The following is a 26,211-nucleotide window of genomic DNA, read 5'->3' on the forward strand; positions in this document are numbered from 1 at the left end:
CAGATGCGCATCGCCGTTCTGACCGGTGCCGGGATCTCGGCCGAAAGCGGGCTCAGGACGTTTCGCGACACGGAAGGCCTGTGGGAGGATCACCGCGTCGATGACGTGGCCACGCCCGAGGCCTTTCAGCGCGATCCAGTGCTTGTGCATCGGTTCTACAACATGCGCCGGGCGGATGCGGCCCGCGCCCAGCCCAATGCCGCGCATCGGGCCTTGGCCAAGCTGGCGCTGCGCCATGACGTGACCCTGATCACGCAGAATGTCGACGACCTGCATGAGCGCGGCGGTTCCCCGGATGTGATCCATATGCATGGCAGCCTGCTCTGCGCGCTTTGCGCCGCCTGCGGCAGGCGCTGGCCCGCGCCTCTGACCATGCGATCGCTCGATCTTTGTCCGCATTGCGGTAAGGCGCAGACCCGCCCCGACATCGTCTGGTTCGGCGAGACGCCCTATCACATGGAGGAAATCTGGCAATCGGTCGAGGCAGCCGAGCTGTTCGCGGCAATCGGCACCTCGGGTCAGGTCTATCCGGCCGCGGGATTTGCCCAGCATGCGCGCCGGTCAGGCGCGAAAACGGTCGAACTGAACCTGTCGGCCTCGGCCGTCAGCCGGGATTTCGACGAACACCGGATCGGCCCCGCGTCGCAACTGGTGCCGCAATGGGTGGCGGAACTCTGCGTCTGACGGCCAAGCGCGCTTGACGCTGCCAGCGCAATCCGCCACCCATTCCGGGATCGAGCCGGAAAGACCCGAATGACCCAGACCGTCCTTGCCAATGCCCGCCTGATCCTGCCCGATACGGTTCAGACGGGTGCCCTGATCGTCGAGAACGGCCTGATCACCGAGATCCGCAGCGGCGACACCGTGCCCCCGGGCGCCATCGACCTGAGCGGCGATTTCCTGGCTCCCGGCATGGTCGAATTGCATACCGACAATCTGGAACGGCACATGCGTCCGCGCCCCGGCGTGGATTGGCCCCATGCCGCGGCCATCGTCGCGCATGACGCGGAACTTGCCGGATGCGGGATCACGACGGTCTTTGACGCGATGCGCGTGGGATCGGTGGTGAGCGACGGCCCAGACCAGGATTACGAGAAATACGCCCGTGAACTGGCCCATGAGTTGATCGACCTGCGGCGCGAGGGCGCGCTCAGGATCAGTCATCTGCTGCATCTGCGCGCCGAGGTCTGCTCGGAGACGCTGATCGCGGAACTCGATGAATTCGGCCCCGAGGACCGCGTCGGCATCATCAGCCTGATGGATCACACGCCCGGTCAGCGCCAATTCCGCGATATCTCGAAACTCGCGCAATATGTGCAGGGCCGCTACAAGCTGTCGGACGAGGCCTTTGCCGAGCATGTCGCGCGGATGCAGGCCCTGCGCGACCGTTACGGCGACGCGCATGAGGCGGCGGCGGTCGAGGTCGCGCACCGCCTGGGCGCGGTGCTGGCAAGCCATGACGACACGACGGCCGAACATGTCGCACGCTCGGCCGGTTATGGCGTCCGGCTGGCAGAGTTCCCGACCACGCGCGAAGCGGCGCAGGCCTGCCACGATCACGGCATCATGGTGATGATGGGCGCGCCGAACCTGATCCGCGGCGGATCGCATTCCGGCAATGTCTCGGCCGCGGAACTGGCGCGGACCGGGCATCTCGACATCCTCTCCTCGGATTACGTCCCGGCCGGGCTGCTGGGCGGCGCGATGATCCTGGCCGAGATCTGGGAGGACTTGCCCCGCGCCATCGCCACGGTCACCGCCAACCCCGCCCGCGCTGGCGGGCTTGCCGATCGCGGTCGCATCGCACCCGGCCTGCGCGCCGACCTCATGCGCTTCCGACTGGTGGCCGGGCGGCCGGTCACGCGCGGCACCTGGGTGCGCGGCGAGCGCGCCTGACCCAAACCGATTGATCTGGATCATTTCGCCTTTCCCGTCCGTTGCACCATACTGGCTGCGGATCGACGAGAGGCTGCCATGAGCTATTCCGACAAGATCGAAGAGATGCGCAACGAACTGCGCGTGATGAACCGCGCCATTCCCGACACGATGAAGGGCTTCGGCGCGCTGTCCAAAGCGGCCAAGGAAAGCGGCACGCTGGATTACCGCACCAAGGAGATGATCGCCCTTGGCATGGCGATCGTGCAGCGCTGCGAGCCCTGCATCCTGTTTCACGTGGAAGGGCTGATGAAGGCCGGAGGCACGCGCGAAGAGCTGGGCGACGTCATCTCGATGGCGATCCAGATGAGCGGCGGGCCCGGCGTGATGTATGCGGGTCATGCCATGGCCTGCTGGGACGAACTGGCGGCCAAGGCCTGACGGCACTGGATTGGCCCGGCAGCCGCCGAAATCCCCCCGTTTCTTGACCTGAGTCAAGGAAAGCCGGGCGATTCGCTGGCACAAGGGCCTCAATGCCACGGATGGGCGGACATTCTCCCGCCCGGTCCCGTAACCGGATCTGAGGGGGTCTGGCGACAGGAGGGGGCGAGGCCTGGCCTCGCCCCCGGCATTCATGCTCAGGCCATCAGCCGGTCCTTGACCAGCGGACCGACCGCTCCGAAATCCATCTGTCCGGCATGGCGGTTGCGCAATTCGGCCATGACCCGCCCCATGTCGCGAATGGAATCGGCTCCCAGCTCGGCAATGACCTTGTCGATGGCGGCGCGGGCTTCCTCATCCGTAAGCTGACGCGGCAGATAGGTCTGAATCACCTTGATTTCGTCCTGCTCACGCTCGGCGAGTTCCAGGCGGCCGCCTTCCTCATAGGCCTTGGCCGATTCCTGGCGCTGTTTGACCATCTTGGAGAGGATGGCGGTCAGATCGGCATCCGAAAGCCCGCTTTCGTCCCCGCCTTCGCTGCGTGCGGCGATTTCACGATCCTTGATCGCGGCCGAGATCAGCCGCAGGGTCGACAGCCGGGCCGATTCCTTGGCCTTCATCGCCTCTTTGGTGTCTGCCGTGATGCGTTCGCGCAATCCCATGTGATCCTCGCTTTGTGACTGAACCGGCGTATTGCCGGGTCTTCGCCTCCCGCGTCAACCCGTCCCCGGCGCAGCGGTTCCTTCTGCCCCAAGGCGCAAGCTCGTACCTTGACGCCAAGGGGCGCTGACACTAGGTTCCCGCCGATTTACCCGGAGAGAGTGACGATGGCCCAGAAACCGACTGCATGTCTTGCGCTTGCCGACGGAACCGTTTTCTACGGACAGGGCTTCGGCGCCACCGGAGAGGTCGTTGCCGAGCTGGTCTTCAACACGGCGATGACCGGCTACCAAGAGATCATGACCGATCCGTCTTATGCAAGCCAGATCGTAACCTTCACCTTTCCCCATGTCGGAAATACCGGCGTGACCGAGCAGGATGACGAGGCCCCCGAGCCGGTCGCCTCGGGCATCGTGGTGAAATGGGATCCGACCGAGCCCTCGAACTGGCGCGCCACCAGCCATCTGGTCGAATGGATGGAAAAGCGTGGCCGCATCGGCATCGGTGGCATCGACACCCGCCGCCTGACCCGCGCCATCCGCCAGCAGGGCTCGCCGCATGTCGTTCTGGCGCATGATCCGAATGGCGAATTCGACATTGCCCGCATGGTCGCAAAGGCGCGCGACTGGAAGGGCCTTGTCGGGCTCGACCTCGCCAAAGAGGTCAGCTGCACACAAAGCTATCGCTGGGACGAAGGCCTCTGGGCCTGGCCGGGCGAGTTCGGCAAGACCGAAGAGCAGAAACCCTTCCGCGTCGTCGCGCTGGATTACGGCGCGAAGCGCAATATCCTGCGCTCGCTGGCGCAAAGCGGCGCCGAGGTCATCGTGCTTCCCGCAACCGCCACCGCCGAGGAGGTTCTGGCCCATGAGCCCGAGGGCGTGTTCCTCTCGAACGGTCCGGGCGATCCGGCCGCGACCGGGGCCTATGCCGTGCCGATGATCCGCTCGCTTCTCGAAAAGGACCTGCCGATCTTTGGCATCTGCCTTGGCCACCAGATGCTGGCTCTGGCTTTGGGTGCGAAGACGGTGAAGATGGGTCACGGTCATCACGGCGCGAACCATCCGGTGCGCGACGTGGAAAGCGGCAAGGTCGAGATCACCTCGATGAACCACGGTTTCGCGGTCGATGCGCAAAGCCTGCCCGAAGGCGTGATCGAGACGCATGTCAGCTTGTTTGACGGTTCGAATTGCGGGCTGCGCATGACCGACCGTCCGGTTTTCTCGGTCCAGTATCACCCCGAGGCCAGCCCCGGCCCGCAGGACAGCGCCTATCTCTTCGACCGTTTCGCCGAGGCGATGCGCGCCCGCCGCTGACGTAATATCCTTGATGCGGACCGCGCCTTCGGGGCCGGTTTCCCATTCTGCATGCAGGGCGGCCCCGGACGTAACGGGGCCGCCTTTTCCGTCACATTCTGGTCAAACCCTCCGGGATCGCGCTCAATCCGCTGATTTTTATGAAATGTTGCGCTTTCTCTGGCGTGGTCCGGCAGCGGCACGGCCATGCTTAACCCGTCCTTAACCCTTCGCGGGGAAAACAGGGGGCGCATAGGACGGGAATCACGATGGCCAGCATCCGCGCGCTTGCGACAGAACCGATCGACCTGACCCTCGACGGCATGGCCTCGGGCGTGACAGAGGCTGGCGTGGTCAGCACGCGCGATCAGCGCCCCTTGGGCCAGATGCTGATCGAGGATGGCGCCGTCCAGCCGCGCGACCTGCTCAAGGCGCTTGCGATGCGCCAGCGGCAATCCGTCCGGCTGGGCGAAATCCTTCTTGCCAATGGCTGGGTCGAGGAACCGGCCCTGCTCCGGGCGCTGACACGGCAATGGCGTGCTCCGATCATCGATCTGGTGAAAATGCCGCCGGACCCGCGCCTGATCGACGCATTGGGTGCCGGCTTCTGCCTGGCCAAAGGCGTTGTGCCCTGGCGGCGGGTCGGCGGCGTCACCTATATCGCCACCGCGCGGCCCGACGAATTTGCAGACCTGCAGAAACGGCTGCCTCGGGATATGGGCGAGTTCCGGATGCTTCTCTGTTCCGAGAATGCCGCGCGCGAGGCGCTTTTGCAGACCCGCCGCACCCTGCTGGCCCGGCAGGCGGAAACGCGGCTGCCCGGCGCGTTCAGTTGCCGGACCCGCGATGAACGGCAAACCAGACGCCTGGCGATCGCCCTTGTCGCGCTGGCCGGGCTTGGCCTTGCGTTCAAGCCCGGCGCGGTGATCGCGGTCCTGACCCTCTGGGCGGTGCTGACGCTCTTTGCCTCGATGTTGCTCAAGCTCTTCAGCTTTGCCGCGATCCTCAAGCGCAGTTCGGCAGAAGGCGCGATCCGGCGCGAAATCGCCTCGGGACGGCTTGCGCGCCCGCAAATGACCGCCCCCCTTCCCGTGATCTCGGTCATGGTGCCGCTGTTCGCCGAGGCCAATATCGCCGAGCGGTTGATCTCGCGCCTCGCACAGCTCGACTATCCGCGCGAGTTGATGGACATCCTTCTGGTGGTCGAAACCACGGACAAGGTGACCTGCGCGGCATTGGAAACCGCCATGCTGCCGCGCTGGATGCGGGTGGTGACCGTTCCCGAAGGGCCGGTGCAGACCAAGCCCCGTGCGCTGAATTATGCATTGAATTTCTGCCGGGGGCAGATCGTCGGGATCTGGGACGCCGAGGACCGGCCCGAGCCGGACCAGTTGCACAAGGTCGCCCGCGGATTTCACGAAGCCGCGCCCGACGTCGCCTGCCTGCAAGGCGTGCTCGATTATTACAATCCCCGCAGCAACTGGCTGGCGCGCGCCTTCACGCTGGAATATGCGGCGTGGTTTCGTGGCACCTTGGCCGGTGCGGCGGCTCTGAACCTCGTCGTGCCGCTGGGCGGGACGACCCTGTTTTTCCGCCGCGCGCTTCTGGAGAATGTCGGCGGCTGGGACGCCTGGAACGTGACCGAGGATGCCGATCTGGGCGTCCGTCTCGTGCGGCATGGCTACCGCACCGAGATGCTCGACAGCATCACCCATGAAGAGGCGAATTGCAGGCTCTTGCCCTGGATCAAGCAGCGCTCGCGCTGGCTCAAGGGCTTCGCGATGACCTGGGGCGTGCATATGCGCGATCCTGTGGGCCTGTGGCGCGATCTTGGCCCGCGCCGCTTCCTCGCGCTGCAGGTCCAGCTTGCGGCCTCGGTCTCGCAATATCTGCTGGCGCCCGTGCTCTGGAGCTTCTGGCTGCTCTGCACCAGCTGGCCGCATCCGGTTCGCAGCATGCTCGAAGGGCATATGGCCGGGAGTATCATCCCCGTCTTGCTTGCGCTTTTCTTGGCCTCCGAGGTTCTCAATATGGTGATCGCGGCGTGGGCGGTGCGCGGGAAGGAGCATCGCCATCTCTGGCCCTGGGTTCCGAGCCTGCACCTTTATTTCCCCTTGGGCTGCCTTGCCGCCTGGAAGGCGATGCACGAAATCATTCGAAAACCCTTCTATTGGGACAAGACCCAGCACGGGATCTATGATGCCGCGAGCGACGCGCCCGCCGCCCCGGCAGAGGCCCCACCAAAAGCCCGACTCATCCCGATGCAAGGAAAAGCCCAAGCCCCGCGGCGCCAGCCCCTGGCCCCCGGTCCGGTTGAACTCGACCTGATCGGACAGGTCGGTTGACGGATCGCCCGGGGCTCAGGTCTGGGCCGGTTCGGTCTGGGATAATGTCCTGTCGATGATCCCCCCGGCGCTGTCCACAACCTCGGCCAGCCTCGCCGACAGCCCGGCCAGATCGGCCATCCCGGTTTCACGCAGCAGGAAGGCCTGACCGCCCGCCCCCAGATTTTCCATGTTCAGGGGGCGCTCGGTCAGAAGCCGGCCCGAGCATTGCAGGTTCCACAGAAACCGCCGGGCCGAGGCCAGGGTTTCCGCCGCATGGCGGTCGATCAGCCCGCTGCGGGACCCGGCCCGCAACTGGGCGGCGACCGCCCGGGGCGACGCGCCGGATCGCAGCGCTAAGGATTGCGCCAGTAATTCGATGTCCTGCAGACGGCCGCGACCGATCTTGGCTTCCCATTCCCCATCCGGGGCCTTGGCGGCAAAGATGCGTCTGCGCATTTCCGCCAGATCCGAAAGGACCCGCGAATCGCCGCCCCTTGCGGACAGGACCTCGACGCGCAGTTCCTCGACCTGCCGGGCCAGCCCCGCGCCATCCGCACCACATGAGGCGATAGCGCGCGCGCGCGTCAGGGCAAGATGCTCCCAGGTCCAGGCCTCGTCCATCTGATAGGTGCGGAAGGACTGGATCGAGGTCGCGACCGGCCCCTGCCGCCCCGAGGGACGCAGCCGCATATCGACCTCATAAAGCCGTCCGGCCGAGCTTGGCGCCGACAGCGCCGTGATCATCGCCTGGGTCAGCCGGGCATAATAGGCGCGCGGCGCGAGGGGCTTTGCCCCTTCGGATGTGTCCTGCCCATCCGCATCATAGATCACGATCAGGTCCAGATCAGAACCCGCATTGAGTTGGCGCGCCCCCAAGGAACCCATGCCGAGCAGAACTGCCCCGCGCCCCGGCGGGGGACCGTGCCGGCGCGCGAATTCCGCGCTGACGATCGGAAACAGGGTGACCAGAACCGCATCCGCGATATCGGCATATTGCGCGCCGGCCTCTTCTGCGTCGATCAGGGCACGAAGGTGATGCACCCCGGTGCGGAACTGCCATTCATGGGCCCATCGGCGGGCCTCGTCCAACGCGCGCTCGTAGCTGCCGCCCGAGGCCTGGGCCGCCTGGTTCAGATGAAACTGCAACTGGTGCTGCAGGCCCTCTGCCCCCGGCCAGGGCGAAAAGAAGCTGCCCCCCAGCACCGCGTCGAGAACACCCGGATGCCGCGCCAGATAGGCGGCGAGTCCGGGGGCGACACCGCAGATGTCGGCGATCAGGTCGATCAGTTGCGGATTGGCCTCGAAGAGCGAGAAAAGCTGGACGCCGGCCGGCAGGCCCGAAAGGAACGCATCAAAGCGCAAAAGCGCATCCGGGCCATGATCGCTGCCGATCAGCCGGGTCAGAAGATCAGATTCGATCCGGGCAAAGACCTGGCGTGCCCGCTGCGAGCGCAGGGCGGGATAGGAACGCCAGCGCTCGACCATCGCCTGCGCCTCTGGCGCAAGCTTCGGCAATTCCCTCTGCTTCTCATTTGCAAAGAAACTCGCGGTCAGGGTCTCGACGCGTTCGAGCCGCGCAACGATCCCGTCCGACCATGCCGCGACATCGCCCGCGCCCATCATATGCGCGATATTGGCCAGACCCTCGGCGCTCTGCGGCAAGAGATGGGTCTGCGCATCATTCACCATCTGGATACGATGCTCGACTTCGCGATGCGCGCGGTAATGCGCGGTCAGTTCCTCGGCGACATCCTGCGGGATCCAGCCCTTTGCGGCAAGTCGCGCCAGCCCCTCGACCGTGCCCCGCACGCGCAGATCCGGATCGCGGCCACCGGCGATCAGTTGGCGGGTCTGGGTAAAAAACTCGATCTCGCGGATCCCGCCCCGACCGAGTTTCATGTTATGGCCCAAAGCCTCGATCCGGCCATGCAGGCCCTTGTGATCGCGGATACGGCGGCGCATGTCCTCGGTGTCCTGGATGGTCGCGAAATCCAGATGCCTGCGCCAGACAAAGGGCGTCAATTCGTGCAGAAAACGCGCGCCTGCCGCGAGGTTTCCGCCGCAGGGCCGCGCCTTGATATAGGCGCTGCGCTCCCAGGTGCGACCCTCGGCCTCGTAATAGGCCAGCGCCGCGGCAATGGACATGCAGACCGGGGTGACCGCCGCATCGGGGCGCAGCCGCAGGTCGGTCCGGAACACGTAACCCTGATCGGTATTGTCCGAGAGCGTCGCCGCCGCGCGGCGGGTGGCGCGGATCAGGGCGGCCCGGGCATCGAATTGATCCTCTGGTGCATAGGCCGTCTCGTCATAGAGCACGATCAGGTCGATATCCGAGGAATAGTTCAACTCGCCCGCACCCATCTTGCCCATGGCGAGCGCGGTGATGCCGCCGGCCTCGCTTTGGGTCCGGGGCAGCTTGCCGCGGGCGCGCTCTTGCTCGACATGGACGCGCAATGCGAGGTCTGTGGCCCGATCGGCCAGCGCCGTCAGCGCCCCCGTCACCGCTTCGAGCGACCAGATCCCGGCCAGATCCAGAAGCGCGGTCCAAAGCGCCACGCGCCGCTTGGCACGCCGCAGCGCCGGGCCGAGATCCTCGGCCGAAAGCGCCTCGAAGCCCGCGGTTTCGCGATGCGCAATGTCATGCTGCCCCACCCCCTCTTGGGCCAGAGCGGCGGTCAACCACCCGCTTTCATGCGCGATCAGGCCCGCCAGATAGGGGCTGCATCCTGCCGCACCGCGAACCAGCGCCGCCATTTCGGGTGCAAGTGGTCCTAGCAGGTCCAGGGCCGACTGACCGCGGGCCGGATCGAAGGGAATCGGAAATCGGGTGATCTTCTGCGCAAGTGTCATATCCGCAGCCTATCCGCCGCCCCGGCAAGGTCAATCGCAGCCCTGTTGCGAACCACACCGACTGGCGGCATTCTTCGACGGGGCAGGATGCGACCCTTGCGCGCAGTTCGCCTTTTCCGTGCTTGGACTCGCCGAGATCTGTTGTTACGCTTTGCCGACTTCCACTCCGAGTAAACTGCTTGGGCATTTCCGCCGATGCGCGCAAGACTGGCCAGATACGTCACCTTTCGAAGCAAGGCCGCCGGCCGGGCACGGGTGGAGTCCACCTGATGCGGCATACCCTGCCCCATGCCCCGCAATTCTATGTCACCGCCCCGCAACCCTGCCCCTATCTGCATGGCCGGGCCGAGCGGAAGCTGTTCACCGCCCTTGCAGGCGATTCAGCCAATGATCTGAACAATGCGCTTTCGCGTCAGGGCTTCCGCCGCTCGCAGAACGTGCTTTACCGGCCAAGCTGCGAAAGCTGCGTCGCCTGCATGTCGGCGCGGATCCGGGTAGCGGATTTCGCGCCCTCGCGCACGCAGCGCCGCGTGCTGCGGCGCAATGACAACCTGCGCCGGCAAGCGACCAGCGCCTGGGCAACCGAAGAGCAATACGAACTCTTTCGCCGCTATCTCGACGACCGCCATGCCGATGGCGGGATGGCGGATATGGATATTTTCGAGTTCGCCGCGATGATCGAGGAAACTCCGGTCCGCACCCGGGTCATCGAATATCGGCTGGGCGAACCGGGGCGGCCGCCCTCGCAGGACGATCAGTTGATCGCGGTCTGCCTCACGGATGTGCTGGATGACGGGCTGAGCCTCGTTTACAGCTTCTACGACCCCAGGCTGCGGGATTCGAGCCTGGGGACCTATGTCATCCTCGATCATGTCGCGCTGGCCCGTGCGGCCGATCTGCCCTTCATCTATCTGGGCTATTGGGTGCCGGGCAGCCGCAAGATGGATTACAAGGCCCGCTTTTCGTCGCTTGAGATCTACAAAGGCGGCGTCTGGCAGCCGATCGGCGAACCGGATCAGCACAATTCCGACATCCACCCGCTGTCGATCGATCCGATTGTCGAGCAGGTGGCGCGCATCAACCTGCCGATCAAGCAGCGTTAGTTTCAAGAATCCCCTACTCGCGGAAATTAAGTTTCAATTTTTTGCGCGATGCGGTCATTTTCTTGGCGAAACGGCATTGACCCTCATGGGCGCTCCCCCTAGGTTCCGGCGGCGCGGCGGCAGGCATGGGCCTGCACGGAACGCATGGAACAGCGAATGGAGGATGGGCATGTCTCGTAGCATGACCGGTGCAAGAATGGTGATCGAAGCTCTGCGGGATCAGGGCGTCGACACTGTATTCGGCTATCCGGGTGGTGCGGTCCTACCCATCTATGACGAGATCTTCCAGCAAAACGACATCAAGCATATCCTGGTCCGCCACGAGCAGGGCGCGGTCCATATGGCCGAGGGCTATGCGCGGTCCACCGGCAAGCCGGGTGTCGTGCTGGTGACCTCGGGTCCGGGCGCGACCAATGCAGTGACCGGCCTGACCGATGCGCTGCTGGATTCGATCCCGCTCGTGGTATTGTCGGGTCAGGTTCCGACCTTCCTGATCGGCACGGATGGGTTCCAAGAGGCCGATACCGTCGGCATCACCCGCCCCTGCACCAAGCATAATTGGCTGGTGAAGGAGACCGACGACCTGGCGGCGACGATCCACAAGGCCTTCCATGTCGCGACTTCGGGCCGTCCCGGCCCCGTGCTGGTCGATATCCCGAAGGACGTGCAATTCGCCACCGGCGAATATGTCGGCCCGAAACAGATCGAGACGCCCAGCTATCAGCCCGCTAAAAAAGGCGATCTCGACGCGATCACGCGCCTTGTCGAGCTGATGGAAAAAGCCGAGCGCCCGATCTTCTACACTGGCGGCGGCGTCATCAACTCCGGTACCGGCGCGAGCCAGCTTTTGCGCGAGATCGTCGAGGCCACCGGCTTCCCGATCACCTCGACGTTGATGGGCTTGGGCGCCTACCCGGCCTCGGGCGGCAAGTGGATCGGGATGCTCGGGATGCACGGCCTTTATGAGGCCAATATGGCGATGCATGACTGCGACCTGATGATCGCCGTCGGCGCGCGTTTCGACGACCGCATCACCGGCCGCGTCAAGGATTTCAGCCCTGACTCGATCAAGGCTCAGATCGATATCGATTCGAGCTCGATCAATAAGGTCATCCATGTCGACCTGCCGATCGTCGGCGATGTCGGCCATGTGCTCGAGGACATGCTGAAGGTCTGGAAGGCCCGCGGCCGCAAGACCAATGCCGAGGGGGTCCGGAAATGGTGGGCCCAGATCGAGCAATGGAAGGCTGTGAAATGCCTGACCTATCGCAATTCGGAAAAAACCATCAAACCGCAGCACGCGCTGGAACGCCTGCAGGCCCTGACCGCGCATCGCAAGGACCGCTACATCACCACCGAGGTCGGCCAGCACCAGATGTGGGCCGCGCAATTCCTGCATTTCGAGGATCCGAACCGCTGGATGACAAGCGGAGGCTTGGGCACCATGGGCTATGGCCTGCCGGCCTCGATCGGCGTGCAGGTCGCCCATCCCGAGGCGCTGGTCGTCAATGTCGCGGGCGAAGCCTCCTGGCTGATGAACATGCAGGAGATGGGCACCGCCGTGCAGTTCCGCGCCCCGGTCAAGCAGTTCATCCTGAACAACGAGCGCCTGGGCATGGTGCGGCAATGGCAGCAGCTCCTGCATGGCGAGCGCTACAGCCAGAGCTGGTCCGAGAGCCTGCCCGATTTCGTGAAGCTGGCCGAGGCCTTCGGCTGCAAGGGCCGGCTGGTCAGCGACCCGGCGGACCTGGACGACGCCATCCAGGAGATGTTGGAATATGACGGGCCCTTCATCCTCGACGTGATGGTTGAGAAGCACGAGAACTGCTTCCCGATGATCCCCTCGGGCAAGCCGCACAATGAGATGATTCTGGGCGAAGCCTCGACCGAGGACGCCATCGTGGGTGCCGGCGGCGCGCTGGTCTGAGATTCAAGACAAGGAATTCAAGAACATGGCGGCATTGAAAATCGAACAGGGCGCGTCAAGCCATTCGGCCTATGACCTGCGCGACCCGAACGCCCAAGTGATCGAAAGCCATACCCTCGCGGTGCTGGTCGATAACGAGGCGGGCGTGCTCGCCCGCGTCATCGGTCTGTTCTCGGGGCGCGGCTTCAACATCGACAGCCTGACCGTGGCCGAGGTGGACCATCTGGGCCATCGCTCGCGCATCACCATCGTGACCCGCGGCACGCCCGCGGTGATCGAGCAGATCAAGGCGCAACTGGGCCGCATCATTCCGGTGCATGAGGTTCATGACCTGACTGTCGAGGGGCCGAGCGTCGAGCGCGAACTGGGTCTGTTCAAGGTTTCCGGAAAAGGGGACAAACGGGTTGAGGCCCTGCGCATCGCCGAGATTTTTCGCGCGAATGTCGTAGATTCGACGCTGGAAAGTTTTGTCTTCGAAATGACCGGCACACCCGAGAAACTGGACGCTTTCGCCGAACTGATGCGCCCCTTGGGCCTTTCGGACCTGGCCCGGACCGGGGTGGCCGCGCTGGCGCGCGGCATCTGACGGATTATCCCGCGGCCGCCACTTTCAGCGGCAGCGGGAGCGGCTTCTTCCGCCCTTCGCCACCTGAGACCACACGCAAGGCAGGCTTGCCGGGTGGCGACGTCTCCATTTCACGCAAGAGCCCCGGCAAGTCGGGACGCTGTCTGGGCGACATCAGCGAGACACGTCGTGCCAGACGATGTTCCGCGACATACTCGCTTTCAAGCTCGACCAGATCTCCCACTTCCGGCCATTGATCTTCGATGATCAGATTTTCCCGGCCGCGCAGATAGGCCAGCGCCGCATGGTCCTCGCACCAGATGATCGCGCTTTCTCTCGCGCGATCACTCCATAAAATCACTCCGATCACAATATTCCCCCGGTAATCGCGCCCCATTTTCGGCGGGCCACCGCTACAATCTGAAGGGGAGGGTATTGGCAAATCTTCGCTCAAGGAAGGAATATTTCGAGCAACTCCTCGCCGATGCGTTAACCTAAATTAATTTTCTTGGGAACCAAATCGTTCGATCTGCGTTTAAGCGTCCCGGTGTGGAATATTCTCCTTGTATAACAAAATCTTGCGCATCAGCCAAGAGGGCTGCTGCATCCTTGCCACAGTCTTTGGCTATTTTTACCGCACCCGACCCGAGCGGTAATCTGCCACGGCCCGGCTGACCTGCTGCATGCGCGCGTCCCGCGACGGATGCGTGCCCAGAATTCGGTCGCCGGGATCGGGGATACGCGCGAAAAACTGCGCGCCATGTTCCGGATCATAGCCCGCGTTCTGCGTGATGATCGCGCCCAGATAATCGGCCTCGAGTTCCCAATCCTTCGAATAGTAGCGCGCGCCGAATTGCGCACCCATCTTCTGCGCGCTGGCGATGGCGTCGGGATTGCCGCCATAGGCGCTGGCCAGCCCTCCAAGGATCACCGCCCCCATCGCGGCTGCGCTGCTCTTGCGGTCGATATGGCCCAAGATGTGGTGGCTGGCCTCATGCCCGACGACAAAGGCCAACTCGTCCCCGTTGCGGGCCTCACCAATCAGGGACAGAGTAAAGCCGATGATCGGCCGTCCCTGCTCGTCCACCGTCTGAAAGGCATTGGGCTCGAGGCCAGAGCGATCATCGACAATGAACTGAAAGTCGCAATTGATGGGCTGCGTGCGCCGTTGCAGGCATTCACGCTCGACGGCGGGCTCCATCCGGTTGATCACCTCGATGAAGGACCGTGCAGAGCTGCGCGCGTCACTGCCGTAAGAGGGCGTGGCAACCGGCGTGGCGGGCATGGGGCGCGCGGGCACCTGAGGCGGCAAGCCGGGCTGAACCGCGCATCCTGCCAGCGTCAGGGTCGCGAAAGCCATCGCCTTGCAAATTTTCGACATGCCAGATCTCCCGCCTGCTATTCCGGCGGAGCCTTCCGCGCGTCGCGCCACTTTACCCGCAGCCGATATGCCGCGCCAAGGCCCGGACTTGCCCCGCCGTGCGGTTCACGCGAAAGTTGAGGTGCAACTGCCTAGAAAGGCCCGATATGTTCACCATCGAGCATGAATTCGACGCGACCGTCATCACTCTGGTCGACGAGCTGCCCCGGGGCAGCGGGGCGGCGACCCGTCCCCTGAACGAGGATGTCGTCATCCAGAGTTTCGACGATCGGGTCATCATCGAGCAATATGACCCCGACACCGGCGAACTGGCGCAGATCGTCTTGACCATCGAGCAGCTCGACGAATTGCGGGCGGCGCTGAATCTGCCAGAGGGCAACTATCGCCTCGAGCGGCGCTAGTCGATCCGGAACACCTTGTCGCGCGCGCTGGCGCCCCGGATCAGGACCAGTCGCGACTTTGCCACGCCCAGGCTTTTCGCCAAGAGCTTGATCACCGCCGCATTGGCCTTGCCATCTTCGGGGACGGCGGTGACATGGATGCGGATCACGTCGCCGTCCAGCGTCAGGGCATTGCGGGAAGCGCGGGGCGTGACGCGCACGGCGATCTCGGCACCGCTGCGGGCATATTCAGTCAGATCGGTCATGACTTTCACAAACCCATTTTGGCCGGGCGGATCAAGTGAAACGCGATGCCGCCCGTCCTGGATCGGCGACGGGGCTTGACCCCCGCAGCCCAGATGCGCATCTCGGATGCCAAACAATGCCCATTCAGATTTCGAGGTCCTTCGTGCAATATAGCGATCCCGCAACTCTTTCCTTCCTGCGTAGCCGCCGCTCCCATCCGCCCAAACTGCTTTCCGGCCCGCCCCCTACGCGCGAGGAGATCCTCGACCTGCTTTCGATTGCCGGTCGCGTGCCCGATCACGGCAAGCTCGAACCCTGGCGCTTCGTCGTGCTGGAGCGCGCGACGCTCGACCGTCTCGCGCCGCTGCTGGCGGAATATGTCGCCGCCTCTGGCGCGGATGAGGCGGCTGTCGAAAAGGCCCGCTCGGCATTCGATTCCCCGGTCATCGTGGCCGTCGTCTCGACCCCGGTCGCTAGCCCCAAAATCCCCCAATGGGAACAGGTCATGTCCTCGGGCGCGGTCTGCCTGCAATTGCTGAATGCGGCGCTGGCCGCGGGCTATGGTGCGGCATGGCTTTCCGGCACGGCCACCCAGTCCGAATTTGCCGAAGCCCATCTGGGCGTGGAACCCGGCGAGCAAGTCGTCGGACTTGTGCATATCGGTCAGCGCGGCGCGACCCCGCCCGAGCGACCGCGCCCCGATATCGCGGCAAAGACGGTGTTTCTGTAATGGTCCTGACCAGCCTGACCCGAGCCTGGGGCGATCTGTTCCGAACTCGGATCTTCGGCGTGCTGGTCCTGGGCGTGGCGCTGACACTTCTGCTGTTCGTGCTGCTTCAGGCCGGGGCCTTCTGGGCGATCCGCGCCTTTTCACCCGAGACATTGACCCTGCCCTGGATCGGCACCCTGCCCTTGGGCAATGCGCTGTCCTGGGGCTCGCTGCTGCTGTTTCCGCTGATGTCGATTTTCCTGATGGCACCGGTCACGGCCGGTTTCGCGGGGCTCTTTGCCGAGCGGGTCGCAGAGGTGGTCGAAGAGATCCATTATCCCGGCGCAAAGGGCCTGCCCGTGCCCTTCTGGGACGGGCTGAGGGAATCCGTGGCGATCATGGGCGCGGTTCTGCTGGTCAGCATTCTCAGCCTTGCCCTCACGCCATTTCTGGGGCCGCTCAGTCCGGTTCTGTTCTATCTTGGCAATGGCTGGCTGCTTGGCCGCGAATTCCTGCAGATGGCGGCGCAGCGTCACCTGCATCCGCAGCAGGCCAGCGCTGAACGCCGACGCATGGGGCGGCAGGCGACGATGCTTGGCGTTCTGATCGCTCTGCTTCTGAGCGTTCCGTTTCTGAACATCGTCGTCCCGGTGCTTGCCGCGGCGGGATTCACCCATCTGTTCCACCTGGGCCAGAGGCGTTAACCGGCCCAGTTCTCGATATCGGCGCGGGTGATGACCCCGCCAAGAATGACATAGGCGATCGCGGCCCAGATCAGGGCCGCGATCAGCGTCGCCCAGATCATCTTGCGCTTCAGCTTCGGCTCATGCGGTGCGCCCGCGGGCGTGCCGGGCGTCACCGCGCCGACATCGGCCTGGCTTTGCTGTCCGATCGGCAAAAGGACGAAGAGCACCAAAAACCACAATACGGCGTAAAGGACGATGCCTCCGGTCAGATTCATCAGACTTGCTCCAACTCGATCAGGCAGCCGTTGAAATCCTTGGGGTGCAGGAACAGAACGGGCTTGCCATGCGCGCCGATCCTTGGCTCGCCCGAGCCGAGCACGCGCGCACCTTCCGAGGCCAATTGATCGCGCGCGGCCAGGATATCCTCGACCTCGAAACAGATGTGATGGATGCCGCCTGCGGGATTCTTTTCCAGAAAGCCGCTGATCGGGCTGTTCTCGCCCAAGGGATGCAGCAATTCCAGCTTGGTATTGGGCAGGTCGATAAAGATCACCGTCACGCCATGCGCGGGCTCATCCTGCGGCGCACCGACCGTTGCGCCGAGCGTCTGGGCATATTGCGCCGCCGCCGCATCCAGATCGGGCACGGCGATCGCGACATGGTTCAGCCTTCCGATCATCGGTTTCTCCTCCTGTTTCGGCTGTTTTTAGGATGGAGGCTTGCGGGCGAAAAGGAAAATCGCCCCCGCCCGGCGCGGTTAACGACTTCTTAGGCGAATCGGACGAATTTGATGAAAGAGATTATCTCTTTTGAAGGATTCTGGCGATGACGGACGATCTGACGAAGGACCTGACCGAAATTCCGGTATGGCGCGCGGCATTGCCCGACCGCCCGCTCAGCGGATTGACCGTTCTGGTGGTCGAAGATTCCAGATTCGCCTCGGAAGCGGTGCGGCTCCTGTGCCTGCGCTCGGGGGCGCGGATCCGGCGCGCCGATTCGATGCGTTCGGCGCTGAAGCATCTGCAGACCTACCGGCCCGGCGCGATCATCGTCGATATCGGATTGCCCGATGGCGACGGGCTCGAGATGATCCGCGATCTGAGCCAGGCCAGCCCGCGGGTTCCGGTGATCCTGGGCATCTCGGGGGACAGCGCGCATCGCGCGGCGGCGCTGGAGGCGGGGGCGGATAATTTCCTTGCCAAGCCCATCGAAAGCCTTGCCGAATTCCAGCACGCAATCCTGTCCGCGCTGCCGGTCGAAGCACGGCTCGCCGGGCCGCGATCCCTGCCCGATGACCTGGTCACGCCGGACGAGACGCCCCTGCGCGAGGATCTGGCCCATGTCGCCCAGATCCTCGCGATGGCCGATGATGTCAGCGCCATCGACTACATCGCGCGGTTTCTGGCGGGCGTGGCGCGTTCGGCCCATGACAGCCCGCTCGAGGATGCGGCGATCGCCCTTGCCCGCGACCATGCCGATGGCCAGCCCCTGGCAATGGATCTCGCGCGGATCAGCACCATGGTTCACGACCGGCTGTCCGCGGCTCCCCGGGCCTGAAGCGCCTCGCGCGTCAATTCGGACAGGCGCGAGATCTGGCTGCCATCCGAACGGAAATTCCCGGGCGCAAGCCAGGCCGCATAGACGGGCCGCAAGAGCGGCCAGTCTTTGTCCAGGATCGAGAACCACGCAGAGTCCCGGTTCCGGCCCTTGACGATCATATGCTGGCGGAACGTCCCCTCTGGGCTGAAACCGTATCGCCCGGCGGCCCGAATCGAGGCTTCGTTCAGGGCATTGCATTTCCACTCGACCCGACGATAGCCCTGCTCGAAGGCCCAGCCAATCATCAGCATGAGCGCCTCGCTGCTACCGGGGCTGCGCTGAAAGGCGGGCGCGATCTGGATATGCCCGATCTCGATCACGCCATTGGCTCGGTCGATGCGCAGGAACGAGGCGATCCCCTGGACCTTGGCCGTACCCACTGCGCAAATCGCATAGAAGAACGGGTCGGGCTTGCCCGCGACGGATTTCTGCCAGCTCAGATAGGCCGCAGCGTCCGGGAACGGTCCATAGGGCATATAATCCCACAGGGCGTCATGGCCGCGATTGGCCAGATAGAGATCCTCGGCATGGCGCGCCGGATCCAGCGGCTGAAGCTCGACGAACCGGCCATGCAGAACGGGTCCGGGCAGAGGCGGAGGCATGAAATCCGGCACTGTCGCGCCGAGCGGGCGGTCGGTCATTCGGGCCTCTTGGGCAAAAGCGATCAGGCCAGCATCTGCGGATCGCTGCCAAGTTCAAGCCCTGGAAATATCTGACGTTCCAGCGCATCGGTCCCGGTACCGAAAAGGCCCCGCATCGCCCAGGCGGCATAGGCGCGAATGTCGCGCGTCGGCATCAGGTCGCGATCGGCATAGAGCTGCCCCTCGCCCAGACCCGGCCAATCGCCATAGGCGCGTCCACCCTTGACCGCGCCCCCGGCCATGATCAGCGCGCCGCCGGTGCCATGATCCGTCCCGCCCGATCCGTTTTCGCGCACGGTCCGGCCGAATTCCGTCATAGCCAGAACGGTGGTGCTGCCCCAGTTTTGGCCCAGCCCATCGCGCAGCGCGAGGATCGCCGCGGCGAGCTTGTCGAGCGCCCCCGCAATGACCTTTCCCTGATTGGCATGGCTGTCCCAGCCGGCGATGGAAAAGGCGGCGATACGCGCCGTTTCATTCAGCCGGGTCGCGGCGAATGCCCCCAGTGCCATGGCATCGGCCGTCGGCCCCTTGCCGCGCTCGGTCTCGATGCCGCTATCCGCGATGCCGAAAGCGTCGCGCGAGGCCTCGCGGAACAGGGGGTCGTCGTGATAGACGTGATCGAGCAGCATCTGCGCCTGGGGCGACATGGCCAGCGTCGTATCGGGCGCCCAGCCCATATGCGCCGCCTGGCCGCTGAGGATCTTCATCTGTTCCAGCCCGACGGCATAGGCCGTCTCGGCCGTTGCCTGTGGCATGGCCTGCAAAAGCCGGTTCAGCCAGCCTCCCACGCGCCAGTCGATCGGAAGGTCATTGCCCGTCCCGGCCTCAAGCAGGTCCTGCCCGTCGAAATGGCTGCGCTTGTCGCGGTAAGGCGTGGATACGGCATGGGCAAAGGCCAACTCGCCCTTTTGCCAAAGCGGCATCAGCGGGCCAAGGCTGGGATGGAGGGCATAGAACCCGTCCAGATCCAGCGCCCCCTGCCCCGGCCCGACCGAGACGGTGCTGCGCAGCTTGGCCAGCATGGGATCGCCATAGGGCTGGATGGCGTCCAGCCCATCCATCGCGCCGCGAAGGATAATCACCACCAGCCGGTTATCCGTAGGCAAGGCCGCGAAGGTGATCGAGGTCATCAGCGGATGGGCCGCGGCTGAGCATCCGATCAGCGCGGCGGATTTCATGAACAGACGCCGGTTGAGCGAGATCATAAGAGCCTCCTATCGGCGGTTGAAATCGGTCGAAGCCAGGACCAGCCCGACGCCTTCGGCCTGGCTCTCGGCCTTGGGCACGGCCCAGGCCAGCGCCTCGGAACCGGTCCCGCCGAGCGCGGTGCCCAGGAATTCGCGCGGATCGGGCACGCGCTCCAGCATCCGCCTGGGCATGGTCATCGACCAGCTGATCCGGGCCGCCAGCAGTTGCGGCGCAAGCCATGCCTCGGGCGCCTCGGGCCAGCCATCCGGGCCATTCGGTCGCCACCACCTTTGCCCCATGCGGATCATCGGGTCAAAGCAGGTCTGGGCGAGGTTCTTGAAGTTCAGATCCATGACCTGCGCGCCGGTCATCCCCAATGCCCGCAACCCCGCGGCCAGCAGATCGAAGGGCTGGCGCACCTTGTGCCGAAAACACGCGGCCAGTTCCGGATGCTCGGCCAGGACACGATAGACCTGCGGCAGATCGCCATTGCTGTCCTGCCAGGCACCCGCAAGGGCCCCCACCATCTCATCCGAGGGATTGTCCGAAACGAAATGCACCGCGAGCTTGCGCGCCATGTAGCGCGCGGTCTCGGGGCGGCGTGCAATATCGCGAAAAGCCGCGCGAATATCCTCGAAACTGCCGGATTTTCCTCCGTAGCTGCGCCCCAGAACCGTTTCGGCCCCCGGCTCGGCGATTTGAGGGCGATAGGCGAAACCGTCCTTGGGGCTGTAGCTCAGCCCGGTCAGCAATTCCGCAAGCTCGCGCACATCGTCCTGCGTATAGGGCGCGCCAACCCCCATCGAATGCAGTTCCAGCGCCTCGCGGGCAAGGTTTTCGTTCAGGCCCAGCCCCTTGTCCTTCCTGCGCCGCGCCGCGGCCGAATTCGGCCCGCGGCTCTGCGTCTGGTTCAGATAGATCAGCATCATCGGATGCGTGTCCGCCGCCGCGAACATGTCCTCGAACCGGCCATTGACATGCGGTCGGATCGCCTCGTCCACAAAGGCCATGACAAGGGGGTTCTTGCCCGACCCATTCATCGGATTGACCGTGAAATGGTCGGTCCAGAACTGCACCAGCCTTTCGCCGAACCCGCTGTGCGCGTCCACTGCCCGGGCCAGACGGCGCTGCAGGTCGCGAACCTGCAACTGTCCCAGCCCGCGGTCATATTTGCGATAGATCTCGCGCCCGTCCTCGGTGTCGCGGCGCGCCTTGCGCAACGCGTCCCATTTCAGCGCCTGCTCGCGCGCCATCTCGGTGCTGACCGCGTCCGCGCCCGGCCCGACGGAAGAGAGCCCGGCAAGAACCTCATCGACGGTCTGGGGAGGCGGCGACAGCGGCGACAGGCCGAAACCCAGCCTGATCGCTGCCATCTCGGGGTAAGGGATGTTCATGCGTCACCCGAAGCGAAATCCAACTCGCCTCGTTATGCCATGAAGCTGCCGCAGGTTCAGTTCACGCTTTTGGCAGCGCTGCATTGCAGCAGGGATTTGCCGAAAACCGCCAAGGTTTTCGGCATGTTTCAAGTTCTTGTCCGAAATCACTCTTTCGGGAGGCTGCGCAGGCGCAATTCGCGCATCTGCTCATTGGTGGGCTCGGACGGTGCGCCCATCATCAGGTCCTCGGCGCGCTGGTTCATCGGGAACATGATGACCTCGCGGATGTTTTGCTCATCGGCCAGCAGCATGACGATACGGTCGATGCCCGCAGCACAACCACCGTGGGGCGGAGCGCCATAGCGGAAAGCCTTGACCATGCCGCCGAAACGCTTCTCGACCTCGTCATGGCCGTAGCCGGCCAGTTCGAAGGCCTTGAACATGATCTCCGGCTTGTGGTTCCGGATCGCGCCCGAGATCAGCTCATAGCCGTTGCAGGCGAGGTCGTACTGGTAGCCCTTGACGCTCAGCGGGTCGCCCGACAGCGCGTCGAGGCCGCCCTGCGGCATCGAGAACGGGTTGTGGCTGAAGTCGATGCGGCCATCGTCGCCCTTCTCGTACATCGGGAAATCGACGATCCAGGCGAATTTGAACTGACCTTCGTCGGTCAGGCCCAGTTCCTTGCCGATCTCGTTGCGGGCGCGGCCAGCGACGGCCTCGAAGTTCTCGGGCTTGCCGCCGAGGAAGAAGGCGGCGTCGCCCTCACCCAGACCAAGCTGGATGCGGATGGCTTCGGTTTTTTCAGCACCCAGCGCCTTGGCGATCGGGCCGGCGGCCTCGGTCGAGCCATCCTCGGCCTTGCGCCAGAAGATGTAACCCATGCCCGGCAGACCCTGCTGTTGGGCAAAGGCGTTCATGCGGTCGGCGAATTTGCGCGAACCACCGGTCGGGGCCGGGATCGCGCGAACCTCGGTGCCTTCCTGCTCAAGCAGCTTCGCGAAGATCGCGAAGCCAGAGTCGCGGAAGTGATCCGAGACGATCTGCATCTCGATCGGGTTGCGCAGGTCCGGCTTGTCGCTGCCATATTTCAGCATCGATTCCGCATAGGGAATGCGCGGCCATTCGGTGTCGACGCGGCGACCATTTCCGAATTCCTCGAACAGGCCCTGAATGACAGGCTGGATCGCGGCGAAGACGTCCTCTTGCTCGACGAAGGACATCTCAAGGTCAAGCTGGTAGAAGTCCGTCGGCGAGCGGTCGGCGCGCGGATCTTCGTCGCGGAAGCAGGGCGCGATCTGGAAATACTTGTCGAAGCCCGCAACCATGATCAGCTGTTTGAACTGCTGCGGCGCTTGCGGGAGCGCGTAGAACTTGCCCGGATGCAGACGCGAGGGCACGAGGAAGTCGCGCGCGCCTTCGGGGCTGGATGCGGTGATGATCGGCGTCTGGAACTCGGTGAAGCCCTGATCCCACATGCGGTTGCGGATCGAGCGCACGACCTTCGAGCGCAGCATGATGTTGTTGTGCAGCGTCTCGCGGCGCAGGTCGAGGAAGCGATAGGTCAGGCGGGTTTCTTCCGGATAGTCCTGATCGCCAAAGACCGGCAGCGGCAGGTCGTCGGATGCGCCCAGCACTTCCATGTCGGTGGCATAGACCTCGATCTCGCCGGTCGGCAGCTTCGGGTTCACCAGCGAGGCGTCGCGCAGCTTGACCTTGCCGTCGATGCGGATGACAGTCTCGGCGCGCAGCTTCTCGAGCCCGGCGAATGCGGGCGAGTCGCTGTCGGCGATGACCTGGGTGATGCCGTAATGGTCGCGCAGGTCGATGAACAGCACGCCGCCGTGATCCCGGACCCTGTGGACCCAGCCGGACAGACGGATTTCGGACCCGGCATTCGCGGCGGTCAGCTCGCCGCAGGTATGGCTGCGATAGACGCTCATCTTGATTTCCCCTTGGTTTCAGCGCCCGCATCAAGCGCGCCAGACCAAGGAAGTCAAGTTCTAGAAGGGTCGCACGACGTTGCCCGAGTAGAAATAGGCGCCCATTCCCACGGTGAACAGCACGTTTCCCGCCACGGCATGCAAAAGCCAAGCCGCCGGAAAGCCAAAGCGCAGATAGGCGCGGGCAAAGAACCAGCCGCCCAAAAAGGTCAGGGCGGCCACGATCCACGACCAATACATCAGATGCGCAAAGGCGAAGATCCCGGCATTCAGCGCAATCGCGCCCCTGCCCTGCGGCAACAGCGCCGCGTAGCGGTGAAAGAAGAGCGGGCGAAAGATCAACTCTTGCGGCAGTGCCGAGAGGATCGGGTAAAAACACCAGACCACCAGCAGAAACTCGGGGCGGTTCTTCAGCATGTTGAAAAGCGCGCCCGAGCGCCCGAACCATAAAATCGCGACGCCCAGGGCAAAGGTGATGAGCGCCATTCCGGCAATCTCGCGCCAGGGCAGGCGCGACCAGCCCCGCACCAGGCTGTGCCAGTCAAAGCCTCCGGTGCGCCACAGGAGCCCGAGGCCGACAAGGCTGAACAGGGCAAGCGCCTCGAAAAGCAGATGCCCCGGCATGAACAGCGCGATGGCAAGTGGCGCCCCTAAATAGAGCGCCACAAATTCGGCCCAAAGCCTTTGCCGTCTTATTGCAGTCGGCGCTGAAGCCATAGGCGCCACTGGGCCGGACTGCCGTCAAAGACGTTCAGATCGACATTGCCCCGGATGCCAGGCACGATCCCCGTGCCGGAATATTGCCAGAAGCTGTAGCGCTGGCCGGGATAGACGATGCGCGGATGGCCCGCGACCGAGCGCAGCCAGAATTCTTCGGGCCAGGAGGCCAGATTGTTGTCGCGGTAGAAATCGACCGTGGTGTAGATGATCGGCCGTTGGCCGTAATGGCGATGCAGGATGTCCTTGAAGATTTTCGCCTCGCGCAGAACCTCATGGCTTGGCGGGCGGCGCGGACAGGTCTTGGAGGCCGTCCATTCAAGGTCGATCACCGGCGGCATCGCCCCGCGTTCACGTGGAACATTGGCGATGAACCAGGCCGCCTGCTGCGACCCGGAGCGGCAGAAGTAAAAGTAATGATAGGCACCGCGGGGAATGCGGGCCTGCGCCGCCTCGGCCCAGTAGCGGCGGAAATTCGGATCGGCATGGTCCCCGCCCTCGGTCGCCTTGATGAAGGCGAAGCTGATCCCCGAGCCCCTCACCTGCGCCCAGTTGATATCCCCCTGATAGCGCGAGATGTCGATGCCATGGACCATGTGGTCATAGGGATGCCCCCCGACCCAGGCATGCGGCGCGGAATCGCCGAATTTCGGCCCCGCCCCCGCGCCCGTCACCACCGCCTTCGGCGCCCGCGTTCCACCCCCTCCACAGGCCGCCAGCGCGACGACCAGAAGGATACCCAGTACTCTGCCCAGAAATTTCATGACTGCCCCTTACCCTCGCCCGTGTATCCGGCGCTTGAGGTCTTTATCGCAAAGGCGCAGGTTTCTGTCACGATGGCGTGACGGTCACGAAAGCGTCAGGGTCGCATTCCTCGGGTCAGATGGGCTCCGGGATCAGCTTGCCGGGATTCATGATGTTCTCGGGGTCGAGCGCCGCCTTGATCGCCGACATGACCCCGATCGCCGCGCCGTGCTGGGCATGCATCAGGGGGCGCTTGCCGATGCCCACGCCATGCTCTCCGGTGATCGTGCCGCCCACGGCCAGCGCGCGCTCGGCCATGCGCAGGGCGACGCGCTTGGCGGCGGCCAGTTCTTCGGCATTGTCGGGCATGATCAGTAGCTGCGAGTGGAAGTTTCCGTCTCCGACATGGCCCACCATCGGCCCCAGAAGCCCTTCGGACCGGATATCGGCGGCAGCGGCGGCGACCGCCTCGGCCAGATGCGACATCGGCACGCAGACATCGGTGACGACTGCGGTCGCGCCCGGGCGCAGGGCCAGACAGGCGCGATAAGCGCCGTGCCGCATCTTCCACAGGGCAGCGCGCGCCTCGGGCGTCGTCGCCCAGTCAAAGCCCTTGCCACCGAATTCGGAGGCCAGTTCCCCGAACCGTTCGGCATCGTCCTTGACCGAGGTCGGCGAGCCGTGGAATTCGACCATCAGATGCGGCCCCTCATGCAACTGGCTGCCGGAATATTGGTTGAAGGCCCGGGCCGCATCACCATCGACGAATTCGATCCGGGCCATCGGAATGCCCGACTGGATGGTCGCGGTGACACATTCGACCGCCGCTTCCAGCGTGGCAAAGGCGCAGACCGCTGCGGCAACCTCTTCGGGTTGGCCATGCAGGCGCAGGGTCAGTTCGGTGATGATGCCGAGCGTGCCCTCGGAGCCGACGAACAATCCCGTCAGGTCATAGCCCGCGCTGGATTTCGCGGCCCGCGTGCCGGTGCGGATGACCGTGCCATCGGCCAGCACCACCTCGAGCGCCAGAACATTGTCGCGCATCGTGCCGTAGCGCACCGCCGCCGTCCCGCTGGCCCGGGTCGCGGCCATCCCGCCCAGACTGGCATTGGCGCCCGGATCGACCGGAAAGAACAGCCCCGTCGCGCGCAATTCAAGGTTCAGCGCCTCGCGGGTGACGCCGGGCTGGACCGAGACCTGCAGATCTTCGGCTCGGACCTCCAGCACGCGGTCCATTTTCATAAGGTCCATGACGATGCCGCCTTGCGTGGCGAGCGCATGGCCCTCGAGCGACGTTCCGGTGCCCCAGCCGATCACCGGCACGCGATGCTGGTGGCAGATCCGCATCACCGCCGAGACCTCCTCGGTCGAAACCGGCCAGACCACGGCCTCGGGCGGTAGCGCGCGGTGAAAGGTTTCGGATTCGTTGTGCAGGTCGCGATCGGCCTGGGATTGGGAAAAGCGTGCGCCGAGCAATTGGCCCAGCGCAGCGGCGGCCTGATCGGGTATCGGCATTCTGTCCTCCTCACAGCATTCGGTGGTTGATAATCCCGCTCTTGCCCCA

The 26,211-nt window shown here is 64.4% G+C and carries 26 protein-coding genes; 12 read left to right on the plus strand and 14 right to left on the minus strand.

The features are described from left to right. The first annotated feature begins 3 nt into the window (after positions 1-3). The 3 genes from ESZ60_RS02045 to ESZ60_RS02055 all read left to right on the plus strand — a co-directional run bounded on the left by ESZ60_RS02045 (position 4) and on the right by ESZ60_RS02055 (position 2,316). On the plus strand, positions 4-684 hold the full coding sequence (locus ESZ60_RS02045) for an NAD-dependent deacylase (RefSeq protein ID WP_134678752.1): 681 nt from the start codon (positions 4-6) through the stop codon (positions 682-684). A gap of 69 nt (positions 685-753) precedes the next feature. Further along, a complete protein-coding gene (locus ESZ60_RS02050) occupies positions 754-1,896 on the plus strand; it encodes an alpha-D-ribose 1-methylphosphonate 5-triphosphate diphosphatase (RefSeq protein ID WP_134678753.1) in 1,143 nt (380 codons plus the stop codon). Positions 1,897-1,974: 78 nt separating this feature from the next. Beyond that, positions 1,975-2,316 (plus strand): carboxymuconolactone decarboxylase family protein, encoded by a 342-nt coding sequence (locus tag ESZ60_RS02055; protein WP_134678754.1) that lies wholly within the window; start codon positions 1,975-1,977, stop codon positions 2,314-2,316. 197 nt (positions 2,317-2,513) lie between these two features. Here the strand turns inward: ESZ60_RS02055 and ESZ60_RS02060 are convergent, their stop codons facing one another. After that, a complete protein-coding gene (locus tag ESZ60_RS02060) occupies positions 2,514-2,978 on the minus strand; it encodes a GatB/YqeY domain-containing protein (RefSeq protein ID WP_134678755.1) in 465 nt (154 codons plus the stop codon). A gap of 165 nt (positions 2,979-3,143) precedes the next feature. Between ESZ60_RS02060 and carA the strand changes: the two genes are divergently transcribed. Next, complete coding sequence (gene carA / locus ESZ60_RS02065) at positions 3,144-4,289, plus strand: glutamine-hydrolyzing carbamoyl-phosphate synthase small subunit (RefSeq protein ID WP_134678756.1); 1,146 nt, start codon at positions 3,144-3,146, stop codon at positions 4,287-4,289. A 248-nt stretch (positions 4,290-4,537) separates the two neighbouring features. Next, entirely contained in the window at positions 4,538-6,613 is a 2,076-nt protein-coding gene (locus ESZ60_RS02070; RefSeq protein ID WP_342365224.1) for a glycosyltransferase, read from the plus strand. Between the two features lie 15 nt (positions 6,614-6,628). On the opposite strand, the gene ESZ60_RS02075 is transcribed toward ESZ60_RS02070, so the two are convergent. Further along, positions 6,629-9,445, minus strand: coding sequence for a [protein-PII] uridylyltransferase family protein (locus ESZ60_RS02075; protein WP_134678757.1), 2,817 nt, complete (start codon positions 9,443-9,445; stop codon positions 6,629-6,631). Positions 9,446-9,714: 269 nt separating this feature from the next. Here ESZ60_RS02075 and ESZ60_RS02080 point away from each other — a divergent pair, with 269 nt between their 5' ends. The 3 genes from ESZ60_RS02080 (at position 9,715) to ilvN (ending at position 13,061) form a co-directional block, all read left to right on the plus strand. Further along, positions 9,715-10,548, plus strand: a complete 834-nt coding sequence (locus ESZ60_RS02080) for an arginyltransferase (RefSeq protein WP_134678758.1) — start codon at positions 9,715-9,717, stop codon at positions 10,546-10,548. A 169-nt stretch (positions 10,549-10,717) separates the two neighbouring features. Beyond that, positions 10,718-12,475, plus strand: coding sequence for an acetolactate synthase 3 large subunit (locus ESZ60_RS02085; RefSeq protein ID WP_134678759.1), 1,758 nt, complete (start codon positions 10,718-10,720; stop codon positions 12,473-12,475). A gap of 25 nt (positions 12,476-12,500) precedes the next feature. Beyond that, positions 12,501-13,061 (plus strand): acetolactate synthase small subunit, encoded by a 561-nt coding sequence (ilvN, locus tag ESZ60_RS02090; RefSeq protein ID WP_134678760.1) that lies wholly within the window; start codon positions 12,501-12,503, stop codon positions 13,059-13,061. A gap of 4 nt (positions 13,062-13,065) precedes the next feature. Here the strand turns inward: ilvN and ESZ60_RS02095 are convergent, their stop codons facing one another. Next, entirely contained in the window at positions 13,066-13,410 is a 345-nt protein-coding gene (locus tag ESZ60_RS02095) for a hypothetical protein (RefSeq protein ID WP_134678761.1), read from the minus strand. A gap of 261 nt (positions 13,411-13,671) precedes the next feature. Beyond that, the gene (locus ESZ60_RS02100) at positions 13,672-14,421 is read right to left on the minus strand and encodes a M48 family metalloprotease (protein WP_134678762.1); all 750 of its coding nucleotides are present in this window, start codon (positions 14,419-14,421) and stop codon (positions 13,672-13,674) included. 146 nt (positions 14,422-14,567) lie between these two features. On the opposite strand from ESZ60_RS02100, the gene ESZ60_RS02105 reads away from it, so the two are divergent. Beyond that, positions 14,568-14,822 (plus strand): hypothetical protein, encoded by a 255-nt coding sequence (locus ESZ60_RS02105; RefSeq protein WP_134678763.1) that lies wholly within the window; start codon positions 14,568-14,570, stop codon positions 14,820-14,822. Here the strand turns inward: ESZ60_RS02105 and ESZ60_RS02110 are convergent. Continuing rightward, complete coding sequence (locus tag ESZ60_RS02110; RefSeq protein WP_134678764.1) at positions 14,819-15,067, minus strand: DUF167 domain-containing protein; 249 nt, start codon at positions 15,065-15,067, stop codon at positions 14,819-14,821. The genes ESZ60_RS02105 and ESZ60_RS02110 overlap by 4 nt on opposite strands. A 143-nt stretch (positions 15,068-15,210) precedes the next feature. Between ESZ60_RS02110 and ESZ60_RS02115 the strand changes: the two genes are divergently transcribed. Together ESZ60_RS02115 and ESZ60_RS02120 are read left to right on the plus strand one after the other, a co-directional pair. Next, positions 15,211-15,777 (plus strand): nitroreductase family protein, encoded by a 567-nt coding sequence (locus ESZ60_RS02115; protein WP_134679000.1) that lies wholly within the window; start codon positions 15,211-15,213, stop codon positions 15,775-15,777. Continuing rightward, on the plus strand, positions 15,777-16,460 hold the full coding sequence (locus ESZ60_RS02120) for an EI24 domain-containing protein (RefSeq protein ID WP_134678765.1): 684 nt from the start codon (positions 15,777-15,779) through the stop codon (positions 16,458-16,460). The genes ESZ60_RS02115 and ESZ60_RS02120 overlap by 1 nt, the downstream gene beginning before the upstream one ends. On the opposite strand, the gene ESZ60_RS02125 is transcribed toward ESZ60_RS02120, so the two are convergent. Next, positions 16,457-16,717, minus strand: a complete 261-nt coding sequence (locus ESZ60_RS02125) for a DUF1467 family protein (RefSeq protein WP_134678766.1) — start codon at positions 16,715-16,717, stop codon at positions 16,457-16,459. The two genes, ESZ60_RS02120 and ESZ60_RS02125, sit on opposite strands and share 4 nt — an antisense overlap. Then, positions 16,717-17,121, minus strand: coding sequence for a methylmalonyl-CoA epimerase (gene mce, locus ESZ60_RS02130; protein ID WP_134678767.1), 405 nt, complete (start codon positions 17,119-17,121; stop codon positions 16,717-16,719). Before mce ends, ESZ60_RS02125 begins: the two co-directional genes overlap by 1 nt. 146 nt (positions 17,122-17,267) lie before the next feature. Here mce and ESZ60_RS02135 point away from each other — a divergent pair, with 146 nt between their 5' ends. After that, positions 17,268-17,999, plus strand: coding sequence for a response regulator transcription factor (locus ESZ60_RS02135; RefSeq protein WP_134678768.1), 732 nt, complete (start codon positions 17,268-17,270; stop codon positions 17,997-17,999). On the opposite strand, the gene ESZ60_RS02140 is transcribed toward ESZ60_RS02135, so the two are convergent. The 7 genes from ESZ60_RS02140 to ESZ60_RS02170 all read right to left on the minus strand — a co-directional run bounded on the left by ESZ60_RS02140 (position 17,966) and on the right by ESZ60_RS02170 (position 26,162). Next, positions 17,966-18,682: a GNAT family N-acetyltransferase gene (locus tag ESZ60_RS02140; protein ID WP_134678769.1), complete on the minus strand. Its 717-nt coding sequence runs from the start codon at positions 18,680-18,682 to the stop codon at positions 17,966-17,968. The two genes, ESZ60_RS02135 and ESZ60_RS02140, sit on opposite strands and share 34 nt — an antisense overlap. 23 nt (positions 18,683-18,705) lie before the next feature. Continuing rightward, the gene (locus ESZ60_RS02145; RefSeq protein ID WP_134678770.1) at positions 18,706-19,887 is read right to left on the minus strand and encodes a DUF1501 domain-containing protein; all 1,182 of its coding nucleotides are present in this window, start codon (positions 19,885-19,887) and stop codon (positions 18,706-18,708) included. 9 nt (positions 19,888-19,896) lie between these two features. Beyond that, positions 19,897-21,264, minus strand: coding sequence for a DUF1800 domain-containing protein (locus ESZ60_RS02150; RefSeq protein WP_134678771.1), 1,368 nt, complete (start codon positions 21,262-21,264; stop codon positions 19,897-19,899). A gap of 146 nt (positions 21,265-21,410) precedes the next feature. Then, a complete protein-coding gene (aspS, locus tag ESZ60_RS02155) occupies positions 21,411-23,186 on the minus strand; it encodes an aspartate--tRNA ligase (RefSeq protein WP_134678772.1) in 1,776 nt (591 codons plus the stop codon). A 60-nt stretch (positions 23,187-23,246) separates the two neighbouring features. Then, positions 23,247-23,852, minus strand: coding sequence for a CPBP family glutamic-type intramembrane protease (locus ESZ60_RS02160; protein WP_245155549.1), 606 nt, complete (start codon positions 23,850-23,852; stop codon positions 23,247-23,249). Between the two features lie 26 nt (positions 23,853-23,878). After that, positions 23,879-24,667: a glycoside hydrolase family 25 protein gene (locus ESZ60_RS02165; RefSeq protein WP_134678774.1), complete on the minus strand. Its 789-nt coding sequence runs from the start codon at positions 24,665-24,667 to the stop codon at positions 23,879-23,881. A gap of 115 nt (positions 24,668-24,782) precedes the next feature. Beyond that, complete coding sequence (locus ESZ60_RS02170) at positions 24,783-26,162, minus strand: FAD-binding oxidoreductase (RefSeq protein ID WP_134678775.1); 1,380 nt, start codon at positions 26,160-26,162, stop codon at positions 24,783-24,785. Between the last annotated feature and the right edge of the window lie 49 nt (positions 26,163-26,211).

The organism is Paracoccus ravus, from assembly GCF_004522175.1.
GTDB lineage: Bacteria > Pseudomonadota > Alphaproteobacteria > Rhodobacterales > Rhodobacteraceae > Paracoccus > Paracoccus ravus.

Coding starts and splice junctions, on each gene's coding strand:
- ESZ60_RS02120 (WP_134678765.1), top strand. CDS start 15,777: ATGGTCCTGACCAGCCTGACCCGAGCCTGGGGCGATCTGTTCCGAACT.
- ESZ60_RS02165 (WP_134678774.1), bottom strand. CDS start 24,667: ATGAAATTTCTGGGCAGAGTACTGGGTATCCTTCTGGTCGTCGCGCTG.
- ESZ60_RS02140 (WP_134678769.1), bottom strand. CDS start 18,682: ATGACCGACCGCCCGCTCGGCGCGACAGTGCCGGATTTCATGCCTCCG.
- aspS (WP_134678772.1), bottom strand. CDS start 23,186: ATGAGCGTCTATCGCAGCCATACCTGCGGCGAGCTGACCGCCGCGAAT.
- ESZ60_RS02170 (WP_134678775.1), bottom strand. CDS start 26,162: ATGCCGATACCCGATCAGGCCGCCGCTGCGCTGGGCCAATTGCTCGGC.
- ESZ60_RS02100 (WP_134678762.1), bottom strand. CDS start 14,421: ATGTCGAAAATTTGCAAGGCGATGGCTTTCGCGACCCTGACGCTGGCA.
- ilvN (WP_134678760.1), top strand. CDS start 12,501: ATGGCGGCATTGAAAATCGAACAGGGCGCGTCAAGCCATTCGGCCTAT.
- ESZ60_RS02105 (WP_134678763.1), top strand. CDS start 14,568: ATGTTCACCATCGAGCATGAATTCGACGCGACCGTCATCACTCTGGTC.
- carA (WP_134678756.1), top strand. CDS start 3,144: ATGGCCCAGAAACCGACTGCATGTCTTGCGCTTGCCGACGGAACCGTT.
- ESZ60_RS02145 (WP_134678770.1), bottom strand. CDS start 19,887: ATGATCTCGCTCAACCGGCGTCTGTTCATGAAATCCGCCGCGCTGATC.
- ESZ60_RS02060 (WP_134678755.1), bottom strand. CDS start 2,978: ATGGGATTGCGCGAACGCATCACGGCAGACACCAAAGAGGCGATGAAG.
- ESZ60_RS02070 (WP_342365224.1), top strand. CDS start 4,538: ATGGCCAGCATCCGCGCGCTTGCGACAGAACCGATCGACCTGACCCTC.
- ESZ60_RS02080 (WP_134678758.1), top strand. CDS start 9,715: ATGCGGCATACCCTGCCCCATGCCCCGCAATTCTATGTCACCGCCCCG.
- ESZ60_RS02135 (WP_134678768.1), top strand. CDS start 17,268: ATGACGGACGATCTGACGAAGGACCTGACCGAAATTCCGGTATGGCGC.
- ESZ60_RS02110 (WP_134678764.1), bottom strand. CDS start 15,067: ATGACCGATCTGACTGAATATGCCCGCAGCGGTGCCGAGATCGCCGTG.
- ESZ60_RS02125 (WP_134678766.1), bottom strand. CDS start 16,717: ATGAATCTGACCGGAGGCATCGTCCTTTACGCCGTATTGTGGTTTTTG.
- ESZ60_RS02050 (WP_134678753.1), top strand. CDS start 754: ATGACCCAGACCGTCCTTGCCAATGCCCGCCTGATCCTGCCCGATACG.
- ESZ60_RS02055 (WP_134678754.1), top strand. CDS start 1,975: ATGAGCTATTCCGACAAGATCGAAGAGATGCGCAACGAACTGCGCGTG.
- ESZ60_RS02045 (WP_134678752.1), top strand. CDS start 4: ATGCGCATCGCCGTTCTGACCGGTGCCGGGATCTCGGCCGAAAGCGGG.
- ESZ60_RS02075 (WP_134678757.1), bottom strand. CDS start 9,445: ATGACACTTGCGCAGAAGATCACCCGATTTCCGATTCCCTTCGATCCG.
- mce (WP_134678767.1), bottom strand. CDS start 17,121: ATGATCGGAAGGCTGAACCATGTCGCGATCGCCGTGCCCGATCTGGAT.
- ESZ60_RS02150 (WP_134678771.1), bottom strand. CDS start 21,264: ATGAACATCCCTTACCCCGAGATGGCAGCGATCAGGCTGGGTTTCGGC.
- ESZ60_RS02085 (WP_134678759.1), top strand. CDS start 10,718: ATGTCTCGTAGCATGACCGGTGCAAGAATGGTGATCGAAGCTCTGCGG.